Genomic DNA, 23,462 nt, shown 5'->3' on the forward strand with positions numbered 1-23,462 from the left:
TGTTATAAAAGCGTTTAATATTTAGCAGCTTGACCACTTTTAGGGAGTGATTGCTCAATAAAATCACGTAGGTCGTTATTAGAGCTTTTTAAATCGGCATGGCGAAGGTACATCATATGACCGCTGCGGTAACCTTTAAAACTTAAACGATCTTTCATTTTTCCACTTGGGTCTAATTGCCATAAAGTGTATTTTGCATCAAAGTAATTAGTAGCACCGTCAAAATAACCTGATTGAATCATCACATTAAGGTATGGGTTTTGCGCCATTGCTAAGCGTAAATTTTCACCGGTATTATTACCTGTTCTATCCCATGGGTGAACATTACCAAACAGATTATATTTTATGTCTGTTTTATAGTTTAACTCTTCACGCAAATAGTGATTAATTGCAGGGGTAAAAGAGTGTAACCAAGAAGTAAGCTCAGCCCAGTAATCAGGTGACTCACCTGCATCGCGTTTATCTATACCTAAATAGCGAGAATCTAAACGCCCTACTGTTTGTCCTCTTTCACGTAATAACTCTTTCCAAAAAAATTGAGTTGGAATATCTAAATTATTTTGCTCAACAAATGTTTCTGAAAGACCCGCATACTTCGCCATTTTTTTAATAATACGACGTTTTTCTTCAGCTCCAATAAAACCGCCTTTAGCGAGCGCAGGAATTAATTCATTGACTGTAAATTGCTCTACTTCAGGTAACAAGTCATCTAAGTCTTTAGATTGTAGGTCTGCACTAAGTGCTTTGTGATACCAAGCAGTCGCGGCAAAGTAGGGTAAGCGATTGGCCGCTTTTATAGGCCCGTCGCGTTTTATGCCAATATCAGTCGGCGACACTAATACAACCCCATTTATGTACATCCATTGACTGTTTTGAAGCTCATGGGCAAGCCCTGATACGCGTGTTGTACCATAGCTTTCACCAATTAAAAATTTAGGTGAACGCCAACGCTCTGCTCTATTTACGAATGTGTTTAGCCATTCAGCTAAATATTTTATGTCGGCTTTTACGCCAAAAAACATTTCTTTTTGTTGAGCCTTTGATAAAAGCTCCCCTTTATCATTTTCAAGTACGCGTGAGTAGCCAGTATTTACAGGGTTTACATACACAATATCGGCAATATCAAGAACAGAATAAGGGTTATCTTTTACGCCGTAGGGCTGAATAGGGTAGCCTTCGTCATCAATTTTTAACACTCTTGGGCCAGTATAGGCTAAGTGCATCCATACGGAAGCCGAGCCTGGCCCGCCATTAAATGAAATAAGTAACGGACGACTTGCTCTATCGTCTACCTTATCGCGAGTGTAGTAAGTGTATTGCAGCGTAGCAACTGCATCGCCTTTATCATCCCACACAGGTTGCGTACCTGTTGTGGCAGTATACGAAAGACGTTCCCCGTTAATTTTGGCTTTATGTTGGGTTACAACTTTGCTGTCTACATCAATACGGCGTTGGTTATCTGCAAATGATGCTGTAGTTATAAATATGGCAATGATAGTTATCGGTAAACTTATAATACGACTAAGCTTCATGGAGGGTCCTTATTATTGTTGATAAACTATTAAAAACATTATTAGCATAAATAACAAAAGTATTGAGACAAGTGGTCGATAATAATAGTTAAGTAAAATATGTTCTGCTTTAGGTTGAACAAATTTAACCATGAAAGGTCTACAGGTTCCAAAAAAACGTATATTATCTTGGTAACCGTCAATATCGGTTATAGTACACGTCGTTTGTATTGACTTTAAATACAAGCCATTTCAAAAAAGTAAATGGATTCTGCTTTTAGCATTTCGTAGCACTCACACCGGATGTTCAATTAACGTTATTCAGTCATCGAACTAAGTAATTTAAGTGTTGTATTTGTAGCATGGCTACAAATTTATTAAAGGTAAGAAAAGCTTTATGCAAAGAGTATTGGTGGTCGAAGACAGTAAAGTAGTACAGCAGGTATTACGCCACTTAACAGCGCAGTATCTTGATGTAGCTGTTGATTTTGCTTGGACTTTAGCTGAGTGTGAAGCATTCGTAGAAAAACATAACTATTCCTTAGCACTAGTCGATTTAACACTACCAGATGCTCCTAATGGCGAAGTTGCAAAGTACACTTTGCTTAACAAAATTCCTACCGTGGTACTTACCTCAAAAATAGATGAATATAAACGCCAGCAAATGCTAGAGCTAGGCGTGGTTGATTACGTTATTAAAGATAACCGCGACTCTTATCATTATGCCGTTAAATTGGTCGCTCAGCTTTTAAGAAACCAAGGTTGTAAAGCCCTAATCGCTGACGATTCATTATTGAGTCGTTCGTTAATGAAACAAATGCTTGAAAAGCAACTGTTTGATGTTACCGATGCTCATGATGGGCAACAAGCGCTTGAGATCTTAAAAGCAGATCCAGACATTAAATTGCTGATGACAGATTATGCAATGCCTTCAATGGATGGTTTTGAGCTTGTTAAAGCAGTACGTAACTTTAGAGGCCGCGATGATTTGGGAATTATTGGTTTATCCGGAGCTGGTAAACACGGTTTATCGGCACGATTTATTAAGTACGGCGCAAATGACTTTTTAACAAAGCCATTTATGAATGAGGAGTTTCATTGTCGTGTTTTGCAAACAATGGAGCAGCTTTCTTTAATTGCTGACATTAAAGAAAGCGCACACAGAGATCATTTAACTGGCTTACACAATCGACGCTATTTTTATCAATATGCTGAAAAGCTTTTAAAAAATAATAACCAAAATAACACGTTAGCATTACTTGATATCGATTTTTTCAAAAATATTAATGATACATTTGGCCATGAAGGCGGCGATCAGGCTTTAAAACAAGTAGGTGCATTAATACGTAGTACATTTGCTAAATTTATAGTAGCCCGTGTAGGAGGGGAGGAGTTTGCTATAATTTTACCAGATATAGAACTATCAAGAGGGCGTGAGTATTTTGAGGCTTTCAGAAAAAAAGTGGCAAATTACGACTTCTCCATTAGTGATAAAGTACTGAAAATTACGACCAGTATAGGTTTAGCTGATTTTCAAAATACCAGCTTAACCGACGCAATGCGCAACGCTGATAAAGCATTATACAAAGCTAAAAACGAAGGCAGAAATTGTGTTTTTTAGCGTACTTTAAAATATGAGTATATGTGCAGCACTAAATGGTGCACCAATGTAGCTAAGTTGTAAAAAAAGCGCACCAAATAGGTGCGTTTTTTTTGTTTTAAATTGCTGTTTTAAGCTTAAGTTTATGATATTTAATTATTTTTAATAGTGGCACAAAGGTTGGATTATTAAAGTCAACAGGATAACAATAAAGAGTCCGAGGGGGCCGCTATGAAAATGATTAGTGCAATCATAAAACCATTTAAATTAGACGATGTGCGTGAAGCACTTGCTGATCTAGGTATTGAGGGGATGACCGTAGTTGACGTTAAAGGCTTTGGACGTCAACGAGGCCATACAGAGCTGTATCGTGGTGCAGAATACCAAGTAGATTTTATTCCTAAGATCAAACTTGAAATTGCAACTCGTACTGAAAATTGCCAACGCGTAGTTGAAGCAATCACTAAAATTGCCTCAACAGGTAAAATAGGTGACGGTAAAATTTTCGTGTACGACTTAGATCAAATTGTTCGTATCCGTACGGGCGAGCTTGATGAAGAAGCAATTTAAGGGGCTGATTAATGGAAAATACAATTGTAGAACTCAAATTTTCACTCGATACCTTTTATTTTTTGATATCGGGAATACTAGTAATGTGGATGGCAGCAGGTTTTGCCATGTTAGAAGCGGGCTTAGTTCGCTCTAAAAACACCACTGAAATTTTAACGAAGAACGTGGCATTGTACTCTATCGCATGTACCATGTTTTTATTAGTTGGCTACAACATTATGTATGTAGACAATGGCGAAGGCGGCATAATCCCTTCAATTGGCGCATTAATTGGCACGCAAGCGGCCGATGCTGACCATTCATTAGAATCTGACTTTTTCTTCCAAGTAGTATTTGTTGCAACGGCTATGTCGATTGTATCGGGTGCAGTTGCTGAACGTATGAAGTTATTTGCTTTCTTAGCATTTGCAGTTGTTTTAACTGGCTTTATTTACCCAATGGAAGGTTACTGGACATGGGGCGGCGGTTTCTTATCAGAAATGGGCTTTGTTGACTTTGCAGGCTCTGCAATTGTTCATGGTGCTGGTGCTGCAGCTGCTTTAGCGGGTGTAATACTGTTAGGTGCTCGTAAAGGTAAATACGGTAAAAACGGTGAAATTTACCCAATTCCAGGTTCTAACTTACCACTTGCTACATTAGGTACGTTTATTTTATGGATGGGTTGGTTTGGTTTTAACGGTGGTTCGCAATTACTTCTTTCAGATAAAGAAAATGCAACGGCTGTAGGTCAAATCTTACTTAATACTAACGCTGCTGCTGCAATGGGCGCAATTGCTGCACTGTTTGTATGTAAAGTGTTATGGGGTAAAGCTGATTTAACTATGGTACTAAACGGCGCATTAGCAGGTTTAGTTGTTATTACTGCTGACCCACTTTCACCATCACCATTAATGGCTTGTTTACTAGGTATTTTAGGTGGTTCATTAGTTGTATTTAGCATTGTTGCTCTTGATAAAGCTAAAATTGATGACCCGGTTGGTGCAATTTCTGTACACGGTGTGTGTGGCGCGCTAGGTATTATGTTGGTACCTGTATCTAACGGCGATGCTAACTTTGTAACACAGCTTATTGGTTTAGTGACTATCTTAGCCTTTGTTTTTGTAGCCTCATTTATTGTATGGGCTATTTTAAAGCAAACTATGGGCATTCGTGTAACCGAAGAAGAAGAGTTAACAGGTATGGACCAACATGATTGTGGTGTTGATGCTTACCCTGAATTTGTATCTGTTCGCAGCAACTAATTCAAAAATATATCATTGTGTGTTTTACAAAGCCCTACCTCTGTAGGGCTTTTTTCGTTTCAGGGAAGGTTAACTTTTCAGGTGTTAGGGTATAGCCAATATGCTAAGCTCACACTCGTGAATGAACTTTGGAATAAATTACACTTAAAAATGGCCAATAACAAAAAAATACCCAGTAGTAAAACCACTCCTAAACGTGCATCTAAAGCAACTAGTTCGACACGTAAATCAAAAACAAAAACGACTAAAAAAAATTCAAGTACAGTTGTTAAACGCTCATTTATGAGAAAAACATGGTCGGTTTTTTGGAAGTTGAGCTTAGCCGTTTTTATTGCTATGGCGATGTACTTTATTTATTTAGACTCAAAAACAACGCGTATTTTTGAAGGAAATAAGTGGCAGTTACCTGCACAAGTGTACGCACGTTCAATGGAGTTTTACCCTGGACAGTTTTTATCTAGCGATGAAGTTGTGTTTGAGTTAGAGCGTTTAAACTATTCATCTGTTAATAGACTAAGCCGCACAGGACAGTTTGTTAAAACAGCAAATAGTATAAAAATTTATCGCCGTGATTTTGAATTTTACGATGGTCTTGAAGAAGCACATATCATTGAACTGCGTTTTGCAGGGCAAAAAGTAGCAACCATTAAAGATAAATTTGGCAGACGACTAAACAGTGCTCGCCTAGAGCCTGTGCAAATAGCACGTATAGGGAATGATTCAAAACAAGATAGGGAGTTTGTACCACTCGATAAATTTCCACCTATGTTGAAAGACACGCTACTTGTGGTAGAAGATCGTGATTTTTATCAACATCATGGTGTGTCAGTATTTTCTATTTTGCGCGCGCTTTATTCAAATATTAAAGCAGGGCGTACCGTTCAAGGTGGGAGTACCTTAACGCAGCAGCTTGCAAAAAATATTTACCTAACGCGTGAACGCTCTTTGGTTCGCAAAATAAATGAAGCGTTTATAGCGCTTATTTTAGATTACCGTTATTCAAAAGATCAGATTTTAGAAGCTTACTTAAACGAGGTTTATTTAGGTCAATCGTACAACCAAGGTGTACATGGCATGGGCCTGGCATCTGAATTTTATTTTTCAAAACCAGTTGATGAACTTGAATATGATCAAATTGCACTGCTGGTGGCCATGGTTAAAGGGCCGTCTTATTATAACCCTCGCCGTTATAAAGAGCGAACTATGGAGCGCCGCGATTTAGTTCTGCGCTTAATGGTTGAAAACAAGCTATTAAGCACTAAAGAGTACCGTGCATCGCTAAAACGTCCAATTGATATTGCGCCGATGAAAGCAAGCTTACAAAAATCTTACCCTGGTTATTTAGAACTCGTTAACAGAGAACTAAATAAATTATTGCCTGATCAGCAAACACTTGATGCAGGTGTTCGTGTATTTACTTATTTTGACTTGCAAAAGCAAACTGCAATGGAAGAATCGATTCAAAAAAGTTTGCCGTACTTAGAAAAACGCCCAAATACAAAAGAGCTTGAAGCAGCGATGATTTCAGTAAACGTCGAAAAAGGCGGTGTGTCGGCTTTAGTCGCTGGGCGCGACGTACGTTACTCCGGCTTTAACCGAGTATTAGATACCAAGCGTAATATAGGTTCACTAGTTAAACCTGCCGTTTATTTAACCGCGTTACAGTTGCCGCATTATAATTTAGCCACTTTACTGGATGATTCCCCAGTACAAGTCACCAATGAGCAAGGTAAAATATGGCAACCAGAGAACTTTGATCATCAATATCGCGGCGCAATGCCGCTATATAAAGCATTTAGTAAAAGCGTTAATATTCCAGCTGTAAATTTAGGCTTAGATGTAGGTGTTGATAAGGTAGCTAACACGCTAAGAAAGCTTGGCGCTAAAGGTCAAATTAGGGAATACCCATCATTACTATTAGGTGCTTTAGAAATGTCGAGCTTTGAAGTAGCTCAGCTTTATACCACCATAGCTGCTGATGGGAAGTACAAAGAGCTTACTGCAATCTCTGCCTTAACGGACTCAGTGGGGAAAGTACTTTATAAACATAAAGTAAAAGCAGAGGCTCGTTTTGATACGGCTGCTATGTACATGACTAAGTACGCGATGAAGCGTGTAACTAAAGACGGCACAGCAAAACGTTTAAATTTACACTTTCCATCAATTCAGTTAGCAGGTAAAACGGGCACGAGCAATGATTTACGCGACAGCTGGTTTGCAGGGTTTGATCAAAACACAGTTACTGTTGCGTGGCTAGGTCGAGATGATAATAAGAGTACCGGTTTGACGGGCAGCGTGGGCGCATTAGAAGCGTATATTCGTTATTTAAAACCTCTTAACCCGCAAGCAATTGCCGATACACGTCCACCCTCAATACGCTGGGCATTTGTGAATGAGCAAACTGCTAAGCAAGCACCACCAGGCTGTGGCAAGGTGATTCAATTACCGCTCAGAGCCAGTGAGTTTGAACCAAGACCGCAATGTATACGCTAGCTTATAAAGCTATATAAAATATTAAAGCCGCTGTTTAGCGGCTTTTTTATGGGCTATTATTTATTCTTAAGATTTAAAAAACTGCATTGATTTAGTTAAGTCATCAGATAGCTGACTAAGCTGCTGAGCATCTTGCAGTGTAGATTGCGCAGAGAGAAGAGTTTGGTCTGCTAAGTTACTTACCTCTTGAGAATCGCTTAATGCTTGAGTGGTTGCGTTAGATTGCTCTTTAACACGAAGTGCTATTTCCTCGCCTTGGTGTTTTATATCGCCCATGCTGTGCTCTGCACTTTGTAAAACATCGTTCGTTTCAGTGGCAGCTTTTACTGATTGTTCCATCTTCTGAACACTTGAACGCATTTTTTGTTGTGTATCTTCAGAGGCTTGTTGAAGTGAGCTAATTATTTGGTGAATCTCTTGCGTTTGAGTTTGTGTACGTTGTGCAAGGGTTCTTACTTCATCTGCTACTACGGCAAAACCACGCCCATGCTCACCAGCTCGCGCCGCTTCTATTGCTGCGTTTAAGGCTAATAGGTTGGTTTGATCGGCTATTTCGCTAATGCCTTTACTTACTTTACTAATTTCTTGGCTGTCTTGGGCGAGTCGATCTAGCGCTTGTTGGCTTTCGGTAAATTCAATTTGAAGGTCTTGCATGTATTTAGCAAGTTCCATGGTGTTGTCAGAGCCTTGCTTTACATGCTGCGCTGCATCTTGCGCTGTTAACATCGCTTGATTAGCAGACTCTTCTACACTCACTGCACTTTGCTCCATATTACTTAGCGCATCATGGATAGCATTTACACGTATTTGCTGTTTTTCAACATCGTTACTCGTTTGGCTGCTTGCCTGTGAAAGCGATTTAGTGGCGCCACATAGCTCCACAGTACTTGCTTTAACATTCTCCAAAAGTTTTGAAAAGGCATTAAGAAGTGCGTTATATCGCGCTGCAATAATATCCATTTCATCATTAGTACTTGAGTTAATAACCGCATTTAAGTCGCCATTTGCTGCTCTTTGCGCAGCTTCGGCAAAGCGATTAATGGTATCGACTACTGCATAGTAAAAGCCAATCATTAAGTAAAACGCAAAAAGTAAACTTATAACAGATGCTGCTAATACTAGGTTTCTGATCCATTGCTGTGTTTGAAACTTATTTTCAATGAGGGTTTCAAGAGTAGGGATACTTTTATCAACAAGTTTACTGATACTGCTGTGCACTTGGGTTGTTAATTGATTGAATTCGGCTTGCGTTAGCAGTATATCGTCAGGCTCTAGTAGCTTTTTATCTATAGCTGTTTTAAACGCCTCTACTGCACTGTGTAAATTAGTGAGCGAGGGCGTTAGTGTTTTATTTACGGATTTATCCGCATTAGTCGCTACATTTAATACTTTATCGAGCTGTAGCTCATATAAAGGCAAAGATTTACTGAAATTAGAAAGCGCGATAAACGTATCTGGCGTAAAGCGATTACTTGCCAATACCGTATTTGCGCTTTGTGCTGTCGCATTAATTTGCATTATAAGTGCAGGAATGGGCGTTACTAAGGAGCGATTTACATAGGCACTTGCAAGTTGGTTATCAAGCGCTAAATTAGATTGAATAGAAACAAGTTCCAGTACTTCATTTGCTTGGTCATTCTTTATATCAAAACCCAGAGCACGAGCTACTTTAATATTTTTATCAGTATCACCTTGCATCTGGTTTGAGATTATTGTTCTGTAGCCTTTTAAGCCTTGTTGCTGCATTTTTGAAACGGCAATACTTTCACTTAACAACGACACTAAAAAAAATAGGCTTAAGGCAAGAGGGAGTAATAGTATTCCAAACATCAGGCTTATTTTTGTTTTGTATTTTAAATTTGCCATAAGCTGAATTGCAGGGGAGGCAAACTGGCGTAATCCTGACATAAGACTCTCTTATTTTTTTGTAAAGGGGATAAAAATATATAGACCTTGTTATGTCTAATTATTATTCATTTATATTACTTTACAAATAAAAAAAGCCCTTTCGGGCTTTTTTCTATCTTTAATCTTAATATTATAGGTAAAACAAGTGGTTAATATTTATATAACTCTAAAGTTTCGCAAATGAGCGTTCAGCTGCTTCAATGGTTGCTTGTACTTCTTGTTCTGTATGTGCTGCACAGACAAAGCCTGCTTCAAATGCCGAAGGTGCTAGGTATACGCCTTCTTCAAGCATTAGGTGAAAAAAGCGCTTAAAGCGTTCTAAATCACATTCTGTCGCTTGTTGGTAAGTTGTCACTTTTTCAGCATCGGTGAAGAAAAAGCCATACATGCCGCCCGCATAGTTAGTTGTTAAAGGAATACCCGCTTTTTTAGCGCCTGCCTCAAAACCTTCACATATTGCTTTAGAAATGGCCTCAAGCTTATCGTGTAAACCAGGCTCACTTAATAGTTCAAGTGATTTCAAACCAGCAGCCATTGCAATAGGGTTACCAGAAAGAGTGCCAGCTTGGTAAACAGGGCCAACAGGCGCAATATAATCCATTATTTCGGTTTTACCGCCAAATGCGCCAACTGGCATGCCCCCGCCAATAACTTTACCTAAACATGTTAAATCAGGTTTTATGTTGTAGTATGCTTGTGCACCACCTAATGCAACACGAAAGCCTGTCATCACTTCGTCAAAAATAAGCACTGACTTGTATTCATCGCATACTGCGCGCAGACCTTCTAAAAAACCTTCAGTAGGTGGGATACAGTTCATGTTACCCGCTACTGGCTCAACAATAATACAGGCAATTTCGTCCGCGTATTTTTCAAAAATAGCTTTTACTTCATCAAGGTTATTAAACGATACTGTTAGCGTGTGCTTAGCAAAATCTTCAGGAATACCTGGTGAATTTGGTACGCCCATTGTTAATGCACCTGAGCCTGCTTTTACTAGTAACGAGTCAGCATGGCCGTGGTAACAACCTTCAAATTTTAAGATTTTGTCACGATTAGTAAAACCACGGGCTAAACGAATTGCGCTCATGGTAGCTTCGGTTCCAGAGCTCACCATGCGTACTTTTTCGATTGATGGGACAAGCTCTTTTACTTTTTCAGCCATTAAAATTTCAGCTTCGGTAGGGGCGCCGTAGCTTAAGCCGTTTTCTACCGCTTCGTGAACAGCTTGTTTAATAGCTGGGTGGTTATGGCCCATGATCATTGGGCCCCACGAACCTACATAATCGATATAACGGTTACCATCGGCATCAAAGGTAAAGGCACCCTCAGCTTTAGTAATAAATAGTGGCGTGCCACCTACGCCGTTAAATGCACGTACAGGTGAATTTACGCCACCAGGAATTGAAGTTTGTGCACGATTAAATAAATCTTGGCTAATTGTCATGAAACATCCTATAAATTGTCGCTTGGTAAAAGTGTTTAGCTGTCGCGTTTGCGGCTAAACCAAGGTACGTCTACTTCATATTGCTCGACTTTATTTTCTACGCCGAGCGTTAAAGCAAACAGTGCCATACGAATTAATACGCCGTTTTGTACTTGGCGGAATATTGCTAAATTGTCGTTAGTATTTAAGTCGTTATCAAGCTCGTTAGCTTCTAAACGGCTATCACGAGGCAGCGGGTGCATCAGTACTGAGTTTGGCTTACAGTGTGCATTATAAATAGATTGGCTTATTCTAAAACCACCACGGTATTTATTTGCTTCTTCTTGTGAAGGAAAACGCTCTTCTTGAATACGTGTTTGATAAACAATATCGGCAGCTAAATTGCCTTCCATTTTGTTTACTAGCTGTATTTTATGGCCTGCGTTTTCTACTGAGTCTAAAATGTAATCGGGCATTTGCAGGCCATCAGGTGCCACCATAGAAAATTTCACGTTTTTGTAATGGCACAATAATTTAGATAAAGAGTGCACAGTGCGGCCATATTTTAAATCGCCTACAAGGGCTATATGCATACCATCAATATTTTGATCAAAGCGATTTAGCTCACGCTCAATAGTTAGTAAGTCGAGCAAGGCTTGAGTAGGGTGCTCGTTTGGCCCGTCACCACCGTTAATAACTGGTACGGTACAACCGTCAGCAAATTCGCTTACAGAACCTGCATCAGGATGGCGCATAGCGACGGCATCAGCGTAAGCAGAAATAACGCGTGCCGTGTCGTAAAGAGACTCACCTTTTGCAAGGGCTGAGCTTTGCATGCCTGTTGTTTCGCGTACACCACCACCAAGTAAATTAAAGGCGGTACCAAAACTTACGCGCGTACGCGTGCTTGGCTCAAAAAACAAATTCGCTAAAATAGCGCCTTCAAGCACTGTTGTTTGCTTTTGCTTTTTAGCATAAGGCTCCATTTTTTTTGCTACTGCAAAAATACGTTCAATGCAGTCTCTGTCGAGTTGATTTACCGACAGTATATGCTCACCTTGGAAACTTAACATGGGGTTATTCCTAATCAATCAAAAGGGCGCGATAATCCAAAAAAGTGGGGCACGCAATCGCGCGTGTTATAACAAGTTGTGTAAATTGCAGCGCAGTTTAACACGCGCTACAAAGCTTATAAATTAGGTTTTATTACCGCAAGCGCAACAATAATTAGTAGCGCAATAACCGGAAGCTCGTTAAAAATACGATAAAACCGATCTGTTTTAGTATTTCGATCGTGTTTAAAGTCGCTTAGTAATTTAAAGCAGTAGCCATGGTATATATATAATATGATCACGAGCACTAGTTTATAATGCAGCCACATACTGTATCTGAACCACTCACGGCCATACTCTACAATGGTGAGCACACCAAAAACGGCTGTTAAAATGGCAAATGGTGTTACAAAAAAGAGTAACCGCCGCTCCATTACTTTAAGCATAGAGTTACAGGCTTTTTCTTCGCTCATTGCGTGGTATACAAAAAGCCGAGGTAAGTAAAAAATACCGGCAAACCAAGCAATCATAAAAAAAATGTGTAGTGTTTTATAAATTAATAAAGCGCTCATATTAACCCTTATTATTTAAAGCAGGCTGTTACGAATGGTTAAAATATGGTGAATTTGATCCCAGCGTAACAAGCCCATTATTTGTTGGTTATCTAATAGGTTGAATACATACAAAGCGCCACTGCGCTTGTCTTTTAGCATATCAAAAGCATCAGCTAAGGTTGCTTGGCTACTTATACCTTGCAAGCTAATGTAGTTTATATTTATGGTCTCGCCCGACATTAATGTTAAGTCGTACTCTGCAAGACGGTAGCCGTTTTCTTCATCGAACACTATTAGCGGTGTTTGGCTATCCATGGCATCTAGGGTGTTCTTTATCTGTTCTTTATCGTCTGAGTACAGCAATTTAAAGTCTTCATCCATGTCATCCATTATGCCCACTTTTTGTAGCGCTTCAGTGGCAGGGGATACATGATACGGCAATTCCTGAAAATCTAACTGTTGTAAAAATATAGAGCGGTTACCAAAAAATTGCAGTGCGGTTACATAAGCTGTAGTAATAACTAACATTGCGGGAACTATTATTTCTGGCGAAGAGGTAAGTTCCATCACTGTTGTTAATGCTGCAAGAGGTGCATGCAGTGTCGCGGCTAGTAATCCCGCCATTCCTAAAACACCATACGTACCCGCAATGTCGGTTCCAGGGCTTATATACTGGGCTAAAAATGCCATTAATGTACCAATAATTACCCCAAGCCCAATTACAGGGCCAATTAATCCGCCAGGAATACCCAAGCCAATAGCAAATAATGTGGCCAATAACTTAGCTATTAAAATAGTTGTTAGTAGTTTTACATTATCGGGAGATTCAACTGCAATGGTAATTGCACTCATTCCAGAGCCCATTGCGTGAGGTACTGCGTACGCTATTAAGCTTGCAATACAACCTGCAATTAATAAACGAGGGAACATACTTAAAGGTTTAAATGTTTTAATAATTAACATTAAATTTTGATTAAAGCTAAATGCAATAGCACCTAGTGCCATACCGCATAAAATTAAGTACGGATAATGCCAGCCACTCAACGGTGCAATTGTAATAAGCGCAAGCTCTGAGCCTTCGCCAAACACAAACTGTGTAGCCAGTGCGCCTGTTAAAGCTGCTAACATAATAGGTACGAATATGTGCACTTTATATTCACGAAGCACCACTTCCATAACAAAAATAACGGCTGCGAGAGGTGTGTTAAATGAAGCCGCTATACCTGCCGCTACCCCGCAACCACTTAAAGTACGCATAGCGTTATGCGGTAAATGCAGTTTATCCGCCAAGATGCTCGCACCAGTGGCGCCCATATGTACCGATGGACCCTCTCGGCCAACCGAAAAACCACTAATTAATGCCAGTGCGCCACCGACAAATTGATTTACCGTGTTGTACAGCGGCATATGCCCGTAGTGGCGTTTAATACGGTGAATAACAAATGGAATACCTAAGCGGTAATGCTTAAAACCAGTTAGGGCTGCAAATGTGGCAATAAGTAGCGCTGCAATCAAAGGCATTAATACACGTTCAAGCGTAGGTAACGTTGTAAAGTTGTCTGGGGTTTCTAAAAATAAACTTTGAAAAAACAGAATAGTTAAACGAAATAAAATGATAAAAAATGCAGCAATTAATCCGGCACTTACGCCTAATAAGCATAATTGTACGGATGTTTTTGGTTTTGCTAATCGACGCCTGAGCTGTTCAAGCCACATGCTGTATTCTCCGCCACATTTTTTCAACGAGCATTTTAGCAAAAGAGTTAAGCTAAGTCCTTGTGATTTTGAAAATTTTGTAACTTATATTAACAATTATTACTGTGTATAGGCTTGCATTGAACATAAGCAAAATAGTTTTGAAATATACAAAACTTTAGCTTGTTAAACTGTATAACTTAAATGAAAGAGTTGTTTTACTATACTTGATTAAAACACTCGGGTATTAGATAATCACGCCATTGCGATATTGAGGGTTTTAGAATGTCTGAAGAATTACCAATTAAGTTTAGCGATGCAGCTGCTGTACGTGTAAAACAGTTAATCGACGAAGAAGAAAATCCAGAGCTAAAACTGCGTGTTTATGTAACAGGTGGCGGTTGTTCAGGTTTTCAATATGGCTTTACCTTTGATGAAAAAGCGAATCCTGGCGATTTAGAAATCGTTAAAAATGGCGTAACACTAGTTATTGACCCTATGAGTATTCAGTACTTAGTAGATGGCGAAGTTGATTATACTGAAGGGTTGGAAGGTGCGCGCTTTTTTGTATCTAATCCTAATGCAACAACAACCTGTGGTTGTGGTGCAAGCTTTAGTGTTTAGTTAATTACTTGCTTATATATTAAAGCCGCGTTTGCGGCTTTTTTAATGCCTATAATTCGCTAGGGCTGTATTCGGTGATCTGTATTATGAATACAAAAAAAGCCAGTACAAAGGCCGAAAAGCCTAATATATACATAAATCCTTTTTTACCTTGTTTAATCGGTACACCATTTTGTCGTAAAAAAACATACCAGCCTAAGCACAGCACTACAGGTAATAAAAATAAAAGTCTGAACATTACTTAACCTTAATTAAAGCTAATTATTACTTAATCATAAACATGTAGTGGTTAGATTGTTACAAAAACTTTTTTATTTTTTTGCTATAAAAAGCAAAATCAGTAATATTTTTGAATACTTAGGGTTAATGTTCAGCATTTATAAATGTTTGTAGGGAGCTAAATCTATACCGAGTATGTAATTAGTTATTCAACCAAAGTGTTAATAGTATATAATGTATCCAAGAATGAGACGGGCAAAATTTCATTCTTAATAAAAATATGTACCACGTTTATAGCGTAGTGTTCTTTTAGCTATGTGGGTGGGGTAGCAACAAGTACTTTTTAAAGTGATAGCTTGCTATTGAAGTTAAAATAAGTGCAGCTGCTTACTTGCCTACAGCTATTGATAGACTACTGCTTTAACGGGTAAGTCAAATCATCTAGTAGGAGATGTAAAATGATGGGCAAAACAGTTTCTTCTGAAGAAAATGCAAAGCTAACGAAGTGGCTTAAAAGTAAGCGCCATGAAAAGGGTCATACAATGCGAAGCCTAGCGCAAGTGCTTGGAACGCCTCACTCGTTTATCGGCAAAATTGAAAACCAAGAGCGCCGTTTAGATGTTATTGAGTTTGTTCGCTATTGTACTGCCTTAGAAGTTGATCCACATGAAGCTTTAAGCTTATTAAAAGTAGATTAACTTAAACATTGCTTAGTACACTTTGAGGGGCACTTGATAGTGCTAAGCAATCGTTAATGCAGGGATGCATTAAATATTTTTATGGTAGTTACTTTCAAGTTCATAGAGCTTATGCCGAATCAGATATAAAAATATTAACGACGGTATAACCATTAAAGCTGTTAAAACAAAAAATAACGCCCAATTCCCTAATAGCCAATCGTCAATAACCACACCACTGTAACTCGAAAGTAAGGTACGGCCTAAATTACCAAGTGATGCTAATAACGCATAGTGAGTCGCACTAAAAGCACGATCGCACAACATTGATATAAACGCGACCATAGCTACTAATGACCAAGCCTGAGTAAAACCGTCAATCACAATAGCAAATGCATATAGCCCTAAATTTGGCCCTACAAGTGCAATAGCTGAAAATGCTAAATTAGAGGCAGCCATTGCAACGCCACTTATAAATAGCCCCTTAACAATGCCGTATTTTTGATTAAACAAGCTACCTACAAACGTAAAGGCGATAGTTAAAACTGCCGTGCCTACTTTTGAAAAAGTAGCTATATCACTATTGCTAAATCCTATTTCTTTATAGAAAACGATCGACATGCGTCCTAAGAACGCTTCGCCAATTTTAAATAAGAATATAAATGCAAGTAGCGCGAGGGCAGTTTTAACTCCATTTTTAGCAAAAAAGGTTTTAAATGGATCTATTACTGTTACACCAAGCCAAGCGATAATTTTAGTAAACGGAGTTTGTTTAATACTGGCTAGTTTTTCTATGTATACACGTTCAAGCTCAGCATGAACCGCTTCTCGGTTTGATTTAGGCTCTTTAGCAAACAGCACTCCACTCATCAGCAGTAACATTACGGCGGCTAAAAAATAATATACTTGTGGCCAATCTAAAGAGGGAATATCGGCCATATAAAAAGGAATGGCACCTAATAGCGCGTAGCCTGTCCACCAACCCGATGTTGCCATGGCAGCAGCAGCAGTGGCTTTGTGCGATTCGTTTTCGTTTAGGGTATCTATTCTAAATGCATCGATTGCAATGTCTTGAGTCGCAGAGGCTACTGCGATTAGTAAACATAGACCCGCTGCAATTGCTAAATTAGCTTTTAAATCAAGGCCAGCTAACATCAGCGTGCCTATGAACATAAAGCTTTGGCAAAATAGAATCCAACTGCGTCTTTGGCCTAACCATTTATATAAAAAGGGGAGTTTTGAGCGGTCTATCAGAGGTGACCATAAAAAATTAATGCTGTAAGCGCCAAAAACAATACCAAATAAGCCAATCATACTGCGGCTCAAGCCTTCATCTTTTAACCACGCCGACATAACTGAGCCAATCAAAACCCACGGGAAACCACTGCTCATGCCAAATATAAAAATATTGATTAAGCGTTTATCTTTAAAATAAGAAAAGTATTCGCTAACAGAGAGAGATTTGCTCATAGGGCCTTCATTGGCGGTAGGGTGCAACTTAGTTGCACCTCATAAATTATAATGGTACTTGCTCAAGCACTTTAATATTTAAAATAACAACAGGTTTTTTAGGCACAAAATCGTAGCCAATTTTTTCATTAAAATCAGTTTCAACAGCCATAATTTTATCAAGAGTTTCGTAGCCTTCCATAACATTACCAAAAACTGCAAAACCCCAATCTTTGCCAGGGTTTAAGTGATCGTTATTATCCATGTTAAAAAAGAACTGACGAGTGCCTGAGTGAGGTTCGCGGTCTTGATACGCCATAGCAATGCTATACATATCGTTTTTCATGCCGTTACCGCTTTCGTTAAATATAGGGTCGTTTTCGTGAAGACCTTCGTAGTCTTTGTCATAACCGCCACCTTGAATAACAAAATCGCGATCGTTTTCTACATCGCGCTCTATACGATGAAAAACACTCCCTTGGTAGCTTTTATCAGATACGTACGTTAAAAAGTTATTTACCGTAATAGGCGCTCTCGAGCGATCAAGTTCAACCACTATGCTGCCCATTGACGTAACAATTTCAACGCGTGGAAAAATGTTATCTTTTTGCACAAAGCGGCCTTCTTGGGCTGCATAGGTACTTACACTTACAAATAGGCTTAAGCAGATTAAAAAAAGTCGTTTCATAGTTAACCTTCTAAAAATTCTATTAATTCGGGGTCAGATACAATGCGGGTAATAATTTGTTCAGTCAACTTATTGAGCTGGCCTTCAATTTTTGCACGTTCATGACTAAGTGGACCTTCAAGGTTTGCACTTCCTCGATATACTTTACTGAAATTACTAGTAGAGCGGATAACACGTACTCCAAGCTCAATAGTCGCTTCGCTGGTATGGCTCATTAATTTTTCAGTCACAACGGCTTGAAGCGCGTGAATGTCGACTTCAAAGCGTACTGTGGCTAAGTTAGATATACTTGCACCGTTTCGGTTAAGAGCGCTATCTAAAACACTTTTAACTGAGTCAGTTATACCTTGGCTTGCAAAGGTTTTAGTTTTGTCTGACTCTATTAGTTTAAGAGTGGATGTATCACCACGTAAATCAATTACACTGGTGCTTAAGCTACTATTGATAGTGCTAATTTGGCCATTTTTATAAACAGGATTAAGTATTACTTGGCCTGGTTGCTTTGCGCAGCCGGTAAGTACAAGTAGTGCGCAGCACGTAACTATAATGTGTGTTAATTTCATTTATAGCATTCCACTATTTTTAGTTGCACTTAAAACGACAAACTTTTTGTTTGAGCCTAATAACTTACAGTTACCAAACATACGGTTTAACTTGTCATGATAATCTAAATGACGATTACCAATAATACGCAGCTCACCACCTTCTTTTAGCGTGTCTTTTGCTTGTTTAAACATTTGCCATGCTATGTGATCTGTAACTGCTTGAGCTTGATGAAATGGAGGGTTACATAAAACCATATCCACACTGTCTCTTTCAAAACCTGTTAAACAGTCATTTTCAATAAATTCGCAGTTATCAAATTTATCACCTTGGTTAAGCTCTACATTTAATCTTGCAGACTCCACAGCCATGTATGACTCATCAACAAACGTAACCGATGCGTTAGGGCAACGAGATAGTGTCATTAAACCAACCACACCATTACCACAGCCTAAATCAATAATGCTTTTTGCTTTAGGGGTTTGCGGCAAATAATTAAAAAAGAATCGAGCACCAATATCTAGCGAATCACGCGAAAACACATTGGCGTGGTTTGTTATATTAAATTCTGTGCCTTCAAGTTCCCACGTTACAGGGAAATCAGCGGCTTTATAACCACCTTTAGCCGTGCTTAATATTAGACGTGACTTTTTAACCGCTAAACTTGTTTTCGTTTCACCAATATATTGCTCAAAGGCCTTTATTGTTGAGTTATGAATTTCTTTTGTTTTACCGGCAGCAATAACAGGTGTACCCGGTGCAAGTACTTCGCTTAACTCACTAAGTTGAAATTGTAAAAATCCAACATTACGAGGAATTTTAATAAGTACTAAATCAACATCTTCTGGTAAAGCAGACAAGCTATCGAGCTGTGTAAATTCTGCTGTAGATAGTTTGTTTTCTTTTAAATTGTAAGCTGCAGCTTGGTGGCTAATATAAGAATCGTTAACTGAACAAACCGTTAATTGATTAAAATAACAAGCAAGCGCACCAAAGCTATCGTTCAAAATAAGCAAAGAGCGACATTCAGGGTGATGTTCGTTAACATAATTGATAAGGTACTCATCCGCCGAATCCCACGCTTGTAAACTGCGGTTTTTTTGATCCAAAGGGAAGCGTTCAAGAGTAAAGGTTTTATCGCCTAGCTGGGCTTGCGTCGTCATAATGGTTTGTTGATCAGTAATCTAATGTAGGTAAATTCTAACATGCAACGGCAAAACGCCAACCCCCAACAGTTACCAAATGGCTTTTCTTATCAAAGTAGGGCACTTAGTGCGCAAAAAAGCCTCGATCTGTTTTATTATCTTCAAAAAAATTTACACTGGCAGCAACCCGATGTCACTGTTTACGGTAAAACAGGCCCTATCCCTCGGTTGCAATGTTTTATGAGCGATTTAAATATTGAATACGGCTATTCGCATAGTAAACAAATAGTCGAGCCGTGGAATGACATATTGTTAAATATGCGAAAACGCCTAGAGCTTCATTTAAATAAGCCGCTTAACTCGTTACTTGTTAATTATTATAGAGATGGCAACGATACTATGGGCTGGCACAGCGATGACGAGATAGAGCTTGGCCCAGAGCCTACTATTGTTTGTATATCGCTAGGTGCTGAGCGCGTTTTAAAGCTCAAACAAAAAGCGACTAATAAAGTGACTGATTTGAAGCTTCATAGTGGGAGTTGTTTGATTATGAACGGGCATAGTCAGCGCGATTATCAACACGCGATACCAAAGCAAACAACACTTGTACATCCGCGAATTAGTTTAACTTACCGATTTATTGAACGCATTAAACAAAAGCAATTTAGTTAGTTAAATTAAGTTGTTATAGTAAGTTGATAAATTAGCTAATCAAACGGTCTTTTATGTCTATGCAGCAACAAATTCAAGAAAAAATCAGCAATGCTATCGCCTGTAAGCATTTAAATGTAATAAACGAAAGCCACATGCACAGCAAAGGCACTGAATCACACTTTAAAGTAATTGTGGTGAGTGAAGAATTTGCAGGTAAGCGTTTGTTACAACGCCATCGCCAAATTAATGAAATATTAAAAGATGAACTAGCAAATCACATACATGCACTCGCTATTCATACCTACACACCTGATGAATTTACGGAGCACGACGGCGAAGCGCCTGATTCTCCTAATTGCTTAGGCGGCTCAAAGCTTGACTAAGAAAAATGTAAGTTAATTATAATAAATAGGGTCTTTGGTCGGTATTTAACTGATCAGATCAGTGTTTTTAGTATTAGCCTTTAAACTAGCGCTAATTTTTATAGTAAAAGATATAGGATGATCAATGGTCATTAAGCCAAAAATTCGTGGATTTATCTGCACTAACGCACATCCAGCTGGTTGTGCAGAGCATGTTCAAGAACAAATTAACTATGTAAAACAACAAGGCGCATTGAAAAGCGCCCCAAAAAATGTACTAGTTATTGGCGCATCAACAGGCTACGGCTTGGCATCGCGTATTACTGCTGCATTTGGTGGTGGTGCTAAAACATTAGGTATCTTCTTTGAAAAAGAAGGGACAGAGCGTAAAACAGGTTCTGCTGGTTGGTACAATACAGCAGCATTCCAAGACGCTGCAGATGAAGCTGGCCTTTGGTCAAAGAATATCAATGGCGATGCGTTTTCTAACGAAATCAAGCAAAAAGCAATCGACACGATTAAAGCTGATTTAGGTAAAGTAGACTGTATTATTTACAGCCTTGCATCGCCTCGTCGCACAGATCCAAATACTGGCGAAGTGTTCTCTTCTACACTCAAACCAATTGGTAATGCAGTTACCACTAAAAACCTAAATACATCAAAGCGAGAAATTGATGAAATTACGGTAGAAGCAGCAAGCCAAGATGATATCGACAACACTATTAAAGTAATGGGTGGTGAAGATTGGGAAATGTGGATTGACGCTTTAAAAGAAGCCGATGTGCTTGCAGATAACTTTAAAACGACGGCTTATACTTATATTGGTAAAGAGTTAACGTGGCCAATTTACGGGCACGCTACGATTGGTAAAGCAAAAGAAGACTTAGACCGTGCTACAGCCGCTATAAAAGCCTCTACTAAAGCGCTAAATGGTGAAGCGTATGTTTCATCACTTAATGCGGTAGTAACTCAAGCGAGTTCTGCTATTCCTATTATGCCCTTATACATCTCTGCTTTATTTAAAGTAATGAAAGCTGATGGCACTTACGAAGGAACTATTGAGCAAATTCATGCTTTATTTAATGAAAACCTTTATGGTGAAACGCCGCGCTTTGATGAGGGCGGTCACTTATTCCAAAACTACAAAGAGCTAGAGGACGATGTGCAAACGCGTGTTCAAGCTGTATGGGATAATGTAGATACAAGCTCAATTGATGAGTTAACTGACTATGTTGGTTACCATAACGAGTTTTTACGCTTATTTGGCTTTGGTTTTGACGGTGTTGATTACGATCAAGACGTAGACTCAGTTAAGCCAATCGCAAATATGGTTGATTAATCATACTTTGTAATTATAAAAAGTCGCATTCGCGGCTTTTTTTGTATGCGATGGTTTGTTAATTGAGCAGTTGAATAGTGGACTATACTTGCTCAGGCTACCACTTTGGTCTAACTTGATTTTTATTAAAATCACTTAACAAAACCAAATAAGTGTTTCTGTCGTATAATTTTCATAAATACACTCGCATAGTCGTCCAAAATGATGTTAAAATCTGGGCAATATGTGATGAGTTTTACTACGTTGCTTGTTTGATAAACCGAGCAAGCTGCTGTTTTGCACCTTGATATAACTTGGAATAACTCAAATGGCGACGTGGTTGATACGATTTTTCAGTTTCTTTCCTTTAATGTAATGCAAGTGCGTATGATCAACATAAAAAAAGGTCTGGATTTACCCTTAGAGGGCGCGCCACAGCAAGTTATACATGACGGTTCTGCTGTCAAACGTGTAGCTGTGCTTGGCGAAGAGTTTATCGGTATGCGTCCAACCATGCATGTTCGTGTGGATGACCAAGTCAAAAAAGGCCAAGTTCTTTTTGAAGATAAAAAGAACCCAGGCGTCCTATTTACTGCTCCAGCTTCTGGCACAGTAAAAGAAATAAATCGTGGTGCTAAACGTGTGCTGCAATCTGTTGTTATTGAAGTAGCAGGCAGTGAGCAAATCACCTTTGACTCTTTCAGTGCAGATGAGCTTTCGAGCTTAGGGCGTGAAAAAGCCAAAGAAGTACTTATCCAGTCAGGTCAGTGGACGGCACTTCGTGTTCGCCCATTTAGCAAAGTAGCGGCTGTGGATGAAAATCCTAGTTCTATTTTTGTGACTGCAATCGACACAAACCCATTAGCTGCAGATCCTGCAGTGATTATTGCCGAAAATGCAGCTGCATTTGAAGCGGGTCTTGCTGTTGTTTCGCGTTTGACAGACGGTAAAGTATTTGTGTGTAAAAAAGCAGGCAGCCAAGTTCCTAGCTCATCTATCGCTCAAGTAGAAGTACATGAGTTTGGTGGTGTGCATCCGGCTGGCCTAGTTGGCACTCATATTCATCATCTTGATGCTGTATCTGTTAGCAAAAAAGTGTGGCACATTGGTTACCAAGACGTTATTGCGTTTGGTCACTTGTTCCTTACTGGTGAAATTTACACAGACCGTGTTATTTCGCTTGCAGGTCCTCGCGTTAAAAACCCACGTTTAGTGAAAACACAACTAGGTGCTTCATTGGATGACTTAGTAGCTGGTGAATTAGAAGACGGAGATAACCGCGTTATTTCTGGTTCTGTTTTATCGGGTTCTATTTCAAACGGTGTTCATGCATTCTTAGGTCGTTACCACGTTCAAGTATCTGTTTTACTTGAAGGTCGCGAAAAAGAATTGTTTGGCTGGATTGCACCGGGTAGTAATAAATTCTCTGTAACGCGTACATTCCTTTCTCACCTTGCACCGAGTCGTTTATTTAAAATGACAACGTCTACAGGTGGTTCAAAACGTGCCATGGTACCAATCGGTAGCTACGAGCGCGTAATGCCGTTAGATATTTTGCCAACTCTATTATTACGTGACTTAATCGCACGTGACTTAGACAGTGCAATTTCATTAGGCGCGCTTGAACTTGATGAAGAAGATTTAGCGTTATGTACCTTCGTTTGTCCAGGCAAATACGAGTATGGTTCTATCCTGCGCGATTGCTTAACTACGATCGAGAAGGAAGGCTAGAG

21 protein-coding genes are annotated in these 23,462 nt (G+C 39.2%); 10 read left to right on the forward strand and 11 right to left on the reverse strand.

Annotation, left to right across the window (positions count from 1 at the left end; genetic code table 11):
* Nucleotides 1–14 precede the first annotated feature (14 nt).
* On the reverse strand, nt 15–1,532 hold the full coding sequence (locus J8L71_RS16500) for a carboxypeptidase (RefSeq protein ID WP_211001500.1): 1,518 nt from the start codon (nt 1,530–1,532) through the stop codon (nt 15–17).
* A gap of 376 nt (nt 1,533–1,908) precedes the next feature.
* On the opposite strand from J8L71_RS16500, the gene J8L71_RS16505 reads away from it, so the two are divergent.
* From J8L71_RS16505 to mrcB, 4 genes are all read left to right on the forward strand, one after another.
* Nucleotides 1,909–3,132, forward strand: coding sequence for a response regulator (locus tag J8L71_RS16505; protein ID WP_211001501.1), 1,224 nt, complete (start codon nt 1,909–1,911; stop codon nt 3,130–3,132).
* A gap of 210 nt (nt 3,133–3,342) precedes the next feature.
* The gene (locus tag J8L71_RS16510; RefSeq protein WP_004587162.1) at nt 3,343–3,681 is read left to right on the forward strand and encodes a P-II family nitrogen regulator; all 339 of its coding nucleotides are present in this window, start codon (nt 3,343–3,345) and stop codon (nt 3,679–3,681) included.
* A gap of 11 nt (nt 3,682–3,692) precedes the next feature.
* Complete coding sequence (locus J8L71_RS16515; RefSeq protein WP_211001502.1) at nt 3,693–4,922, forward strand: ammonium transporter; 1,230 nt, start codon at nt 3,693–3,695, stop codon at nt 4,920–4,922.
* Between the two features lie 150 nt (nt 4,923–5,072).
* Nucleotides 5,073–7,415: a penicillin-binding protein 1B gene (gene mrcB, locus J8L71_RS16520; RefSeq protein WP_211001520.1), complete on the forward strand. Its 2,343-nt coding sequence runs from the start codon at nt 5,073–5,075 to the stop codon at nt 7,413–7,415.
* Between the two features lie 66 nt (nt 7,416–7,481).
* On the opposite strand, the gene J8L71_RS16525 is transcribed toward mrcB, so the two are convergent.
* The 5 genes from J8L71_RS16525 to J8L71_RS16545 form a co-directional block, all read right to left on the reverse strand.
* Nucleotides 7,482–9,323, reverse strand: coding sequence for a methyl-accepting chemotaxis protein (locus J8L71_RS16525; protein WP_211001503.1), 1,842 nt, complete (start codon nt 9,321–9,323; stop codon nt 7,482–7,484).
* A 166-nt stretch (nt 9,324–9,489) separates the two neighbouring features.
* Nucleotides 9,490–10,770 (reverse strand): glutamate-1-semialdehyde 2,1-aminomutase, encoded by a 1,281-nt coding sequence (gene hemL / locus J8L71_RS16530; RefSeq protein ID WP_211001504.1) that lies wholly within the window; start codon nt 10,768–10,770, stop codon nt 9,490–9,492.
* Nucleotides 10,771–10,805: 35 nt separating this feature from the next.
* The gene (locus J8L71_RS16535; protein WP_211001505.1) at nt 10,806–11,822 is read right to left on the reverse strand and encodes an aspartate carbamoyltransferase; all 1,017 of its coding nucleotides are present in this window, start codon (nt 11,820–11,822) and stop codon (nt 10,806–10,808) included.
* Between the two features lie 116 nt (nt 11,823–11,938).
* Nucleotides 11,939–12,373, reverse strand: a complete 435-nt coding sequence (locus J8L71_RS16540) for a CopD family protein (protein WP_058547254.1) — start codon at nt 12,371–12,373, stop codon at nt 11,939–11,941.
* A 15-nt stretch (nt 12,374–12,388) separates the two neighbouring features.
* On the reverse strand, nt 12,389–14,071 hold the full coding sequence (locus tag J8L71_RS16545) for a chloride channel protein (RefSeq protein WP_211001506.1): 1,683 nt from the start codon (nt 14,069–14,071) through the stop codon (nt 12,389–12,391).
* A gap of 264 nt (nt 14,072–14,335) precedes the next feature.
* Between J8L71_RS16545 and erpA the strand changes: the two genes are divergently transcribed.
* Nucleotides 14,336–14,674 carry an iron-sulfur cluster insertion protein ErpA gene (gene erpA / locus J8L71_RS16550; protein ID WP_008169708.1) on the forward strand — a complete coding sequence of 113 codons (339 nt, stop codon included), beginning with the start codon at nt 14,336–14,338 and terminating at the stop codon, nt 14,672–14,674.
* Between the two features lie 49 nt (nt 14,675–14,723).
* Here the strand turns inward: erpA and J8L71_RS16555 are convergent, their stop codons facing one another.
* Nucleotides 14,724–14,912, reverse strand: a complete 189-nt coding sequence (locus J8L71_RS16555; protein ID WP_211001507.1) for a hypothetical protein — start codon at nt 14,910–14,912, stop codon at nt 14,724–14,726.
* Nucleotides 14,913–15,351: 439 nt separating this feature from the next.
* Between J8L71_RS16555 and J8L71_RS16560 the strand changes: the two genes are divergently transcribed.
* Nucleotides 15,352–15,591, forward strand: a complete 240-nt coding sequence (locus tag J8L71_RS16560; RefSeq protein WP_007584874.1) for a helix-turn-helix transcriptional regulator — start codon at nt 15,352–15,354, stop codon at nt 15,589–15,591.
* Nucleotides 15,592–15,660: 69 nt separating this feature from the next.
* Here the strand turns inward: J8L71_RS16560 and J8L71_RS16565 are convergent, their stop codons facing one another.
* Genes J8L71_RS16565 through J8L71_RS16580 form a run of 4 tightly spaced genes read right to left on the reverse strand, consistent with a single transcriptional unit; the run spans nt 15,661 to nt 19,413 of the window.
* A complete protein-coding gene (locus J8L71_RS16565; RefSeq protein ID WP_211001508.1) occupies nt 15,661–17,040 on the reverse strand; it encodes an MFS transporter in 1,380 nt (459 codons plus the stop codon).
* A gap of 46 nt (nt 17,041–17,086) precedes the next feature.
* Nucleotides 17,087–17,707 carry a peptidylprolyl isomerase gene (locus tag J8L71_RS16570; protein WP_211001509.1) on the reverse strand — a complete coding sequence of 207 codons (621 nt, stop codon included), beginning with the start codon at nt 17,705–17,707 and terminating at the stop codon, nt 17,087–17,089.
* 2 nt (nt 17,708–17,709) lie between these two features.
* Nucleotides 17,710–18,270: a YajG family lipoprotein gene (locus tag J8L71_RS16575; RefSeq protein ID WP_211001510.1), complete on the reverse strand. Its 561-nt coding sequence runs from the start codon at nt 18,268–18,270 to the stop codon at nt 17,710–17,712.
* Nucleotides 18,271–19,413 carry a methyltransferase gene (locus tag J8L71_RS16580; RefSeq protein ID WP_211001511.1) on the reverse strand — a complete coding sequence of 381 codons (1,143 nt, stop codon included), beginning with the start codon at nt 19,411–19,413 and terminating at the stop codon, nt 18,271–18,273.
* Nucleotides 19,414–19,455: 42 nt separating this feature from the next.
* Here J8L71_RS16580 and J8L71_RS16585 point away from each other — a divergent pair, with 42 nt between their 5' ends.
* The 4 genes from J8L71_RS16585 to J8L71_RS16600 all read left to right on the forward strand — a co-directional run bounded on the left by J8L71_RS16585 (nt 19,456) and on the right by J8L71_RS16600 (nt 23,460).
* Complete coding sequence (locus J8L71_RS16585) at nt 19,456–20,067, forward strand: alpha-ketoglutarate-dependent dioxygenase AlkB (RefSeq protein ID WP_211001512.1); 612 nt, start codon at nt 19,456–19,458, stop codon at nt 20,065–20,067.
* Nucleotides 20,068–20,120: 53 nt separating this feature from the next.
* On the forward strand, nt 20,121–20,432 hold the full coding sequence (locus J8L71_RS16590) for a BolA family protein (RefSeq protein WP_211001513.1): 312 nt from the start codon (nt 20,121–20,123) through the stop codon (nt 20,430–20,432).
* Nucleotides 20,433–20,556: 124 nt separating this feature from the next.
* A complete protein-coding gene (gene fabV / locus J8L71_RS16595) occupies nt 20,557–21,750 on the forward strand; it encodes an enoyl-ACP reductase FabV (protein ID WP_211001514.1) in 1,194 nt (397 codons plus the stop codon).
* A 366-nt stretch (nt 21,751–22,116) separates the two neighbouring features.
* Nucleotides 22,117–23,460 (forward strand): Na(+)-translocating NADH-quinone reductase subunit A, encoded by a 1,344-nt coding sequence (locus tag J8L71_RS16600; protein WP_211001521.1) that lies wholly within the window; start codon nt 22,117–22,119, stop codon nt 23,458–23,460.
* Nucleotides 23,461–23,462 lie beyond the last annotated feature (2 nt).

Origin of the sequence: Pseudoalteromonas sp. MMG007, from assembly GCF_018100985.1 — a bacterium.
GTDB lineage: Bacteria > Pseudomonadota > Gammaproteobacteria > Enterobacterales > Alteromonadaceae > Pseudoalteromonas.

What these genes read in the sequence shown, in the direction of transcription:
- J8L71_RS16565 (WP_211001508.1), bottom strand. Translation starts at nt 17,040, where the DNA reads ATGAGCAAATCTCTCTCTGTTAGCGAATACTTTTCTTATTTTAAAGAT.
- hemL (WP_211001504.1), bottom strand. Translation starts at nt 10,770, where the DNA reads ATGACAATTAGCCAAGATTTATTTAATCGTGCACAAACTTCAATTCCT.
- J8L71_RS16545 (WP_211001506.1), bottom strand. Translation starts at nt 14,071, where the DNA reads ATGTGGCTTGAACAGCTCAGGCGTCGATTAGCAAAACCAAAAACATCC.
- J8L71_RS16510 (WP_004587162.1), top strand. Translation starts at nt 3,343, where the DNA reads ATGAAAATGATTAGTGCAATCATAAAACCATTTAAATTAGACGATGTG.
- J8L71_RS16500 (WP_211001500.1), bottom strand. Translation starts at nt 1,532, where the DNA reads ATGAAGCTTAGTCGTATTATAAGTTTACCGATAACTATCATTGCCATA.
- J8L71_RS16590 (WP_211001513.1), top strand. Translation starts at nt 20,121, where the DNA reads ATGTCTATGCAGCAACAAATTCAAGAAAAAATCAGCAATGCTATCGCC.
- J8L71_RS16600 (WP_211001521.1), top strand. Translation starts at nt 22,117, where the DNA reads ATGATCAACATAAAAAAAGGTCTGGATTTACCCTTAGAGGGCGCGCCA.
- J8L71_RS16505 (WP_211001501.1), top strand. Translation starts at nt 1,909, where the DNA reads ATGCAAAGAGTATTGGTGGTCGAAGACAGTAAAGTAGTACAGCAGGTA.
- J8L71_RS16525 (WP_211001503.1), bottom strand. Translation starts at nt 9,323, where the DNA reads ATGTCAGGATTACGCCAGTTTGCCTCCCCTGCAATTCAGCTTATGGCA.
- J8L71_RS16575 (WP_211001510.1), bottom strand. Translation starts at nt 18,270, where the DNA reads ATGAAATTAACACACATTATAGTTACGTGCTGCGCACTACTTGTACTT.
- fabV (WP_211001514.1), top strand. Translation starts at nt 20,557, where the DNA reads ATGGTCATTAAGCCAAAAATTCGTGGATTTATCTGCACTAACGCACAT.
- mrcB (WP_211001520.1), top strand. Translation starts at nt 5,073, where the DNA reads ATGGCCAATAACAAAAAAATACCCAGTAGTAAAACCACTCCTAAACGT.
- J8L71_RS16560 (WP_007584874.1), top strand. Translation starts at nt 15,352, where the DNA reads ATGATGGGCAAAACAGTTTCTTCTGAAGAAAATGCAAAGCTAACGAAG.
- J8L71_RS16540 (WP_058547254.1), bottom strand. Translation starts at nt 12,373, where the DNA reads ATGAGCGCTTTATTAATTTATAAAACACTACACATTTTTTTTATGATT.
- J8L71_RS16555 (WP_211001507.1), bottom strand. Translation starts at nt 14,912, where the DNA reads ATGTTCAGACTTTTATTTTTATTACCTGTAGTGCTGTGCTTAGGCTGG.
- erpA (WP_008169708.1), top strand. Translation starts at nt 14,336, where the DNA reads ATGTCTGAAGAATTACCAATTAAGTTTAGCGATGCAGCTGCTGTACGT.
- J8L71_RS16570 (WP_211001509.1), bottom strand. Translation starts at nt 17,707, where the DNA reads ATGAAACGACTTTTTTTAATCTGCTTAAGCCTATTTGTAAGTGTAAGT.
- J8L71_RS16535 (WP_211001505.1), bottom strand. Translation starts at nt 11,822, where the DNA reads ATGTTAAGTTTCCAAGGTGAGCATATACTGTCGGTAAATCAACTCGAC.
- J8L71_RS16515 (WP_211001502.1), top strand. Translation starts at nt 3,693, where the DNA reads ATGGAAAATACAATTGTAGAACTCAAATTTTCACTCGATACCTTTTAT.
- J8L71_RS16580 (WP_211001511.1), bottom strand. Translation starts at nt 19,413, where the DNA reads ATGACGACGCAAGCCCAGCTAGGCGATAAAACCTTTACTCTTGAACGC.
- J8L71_RS16585 (WP_211001512.1), top strand. Translation starts at nt 19,456, where the DNA reads ATGCAACGGCAAAACGCCAACCCCCAACAGTTACCAAATGGCTTTTCT.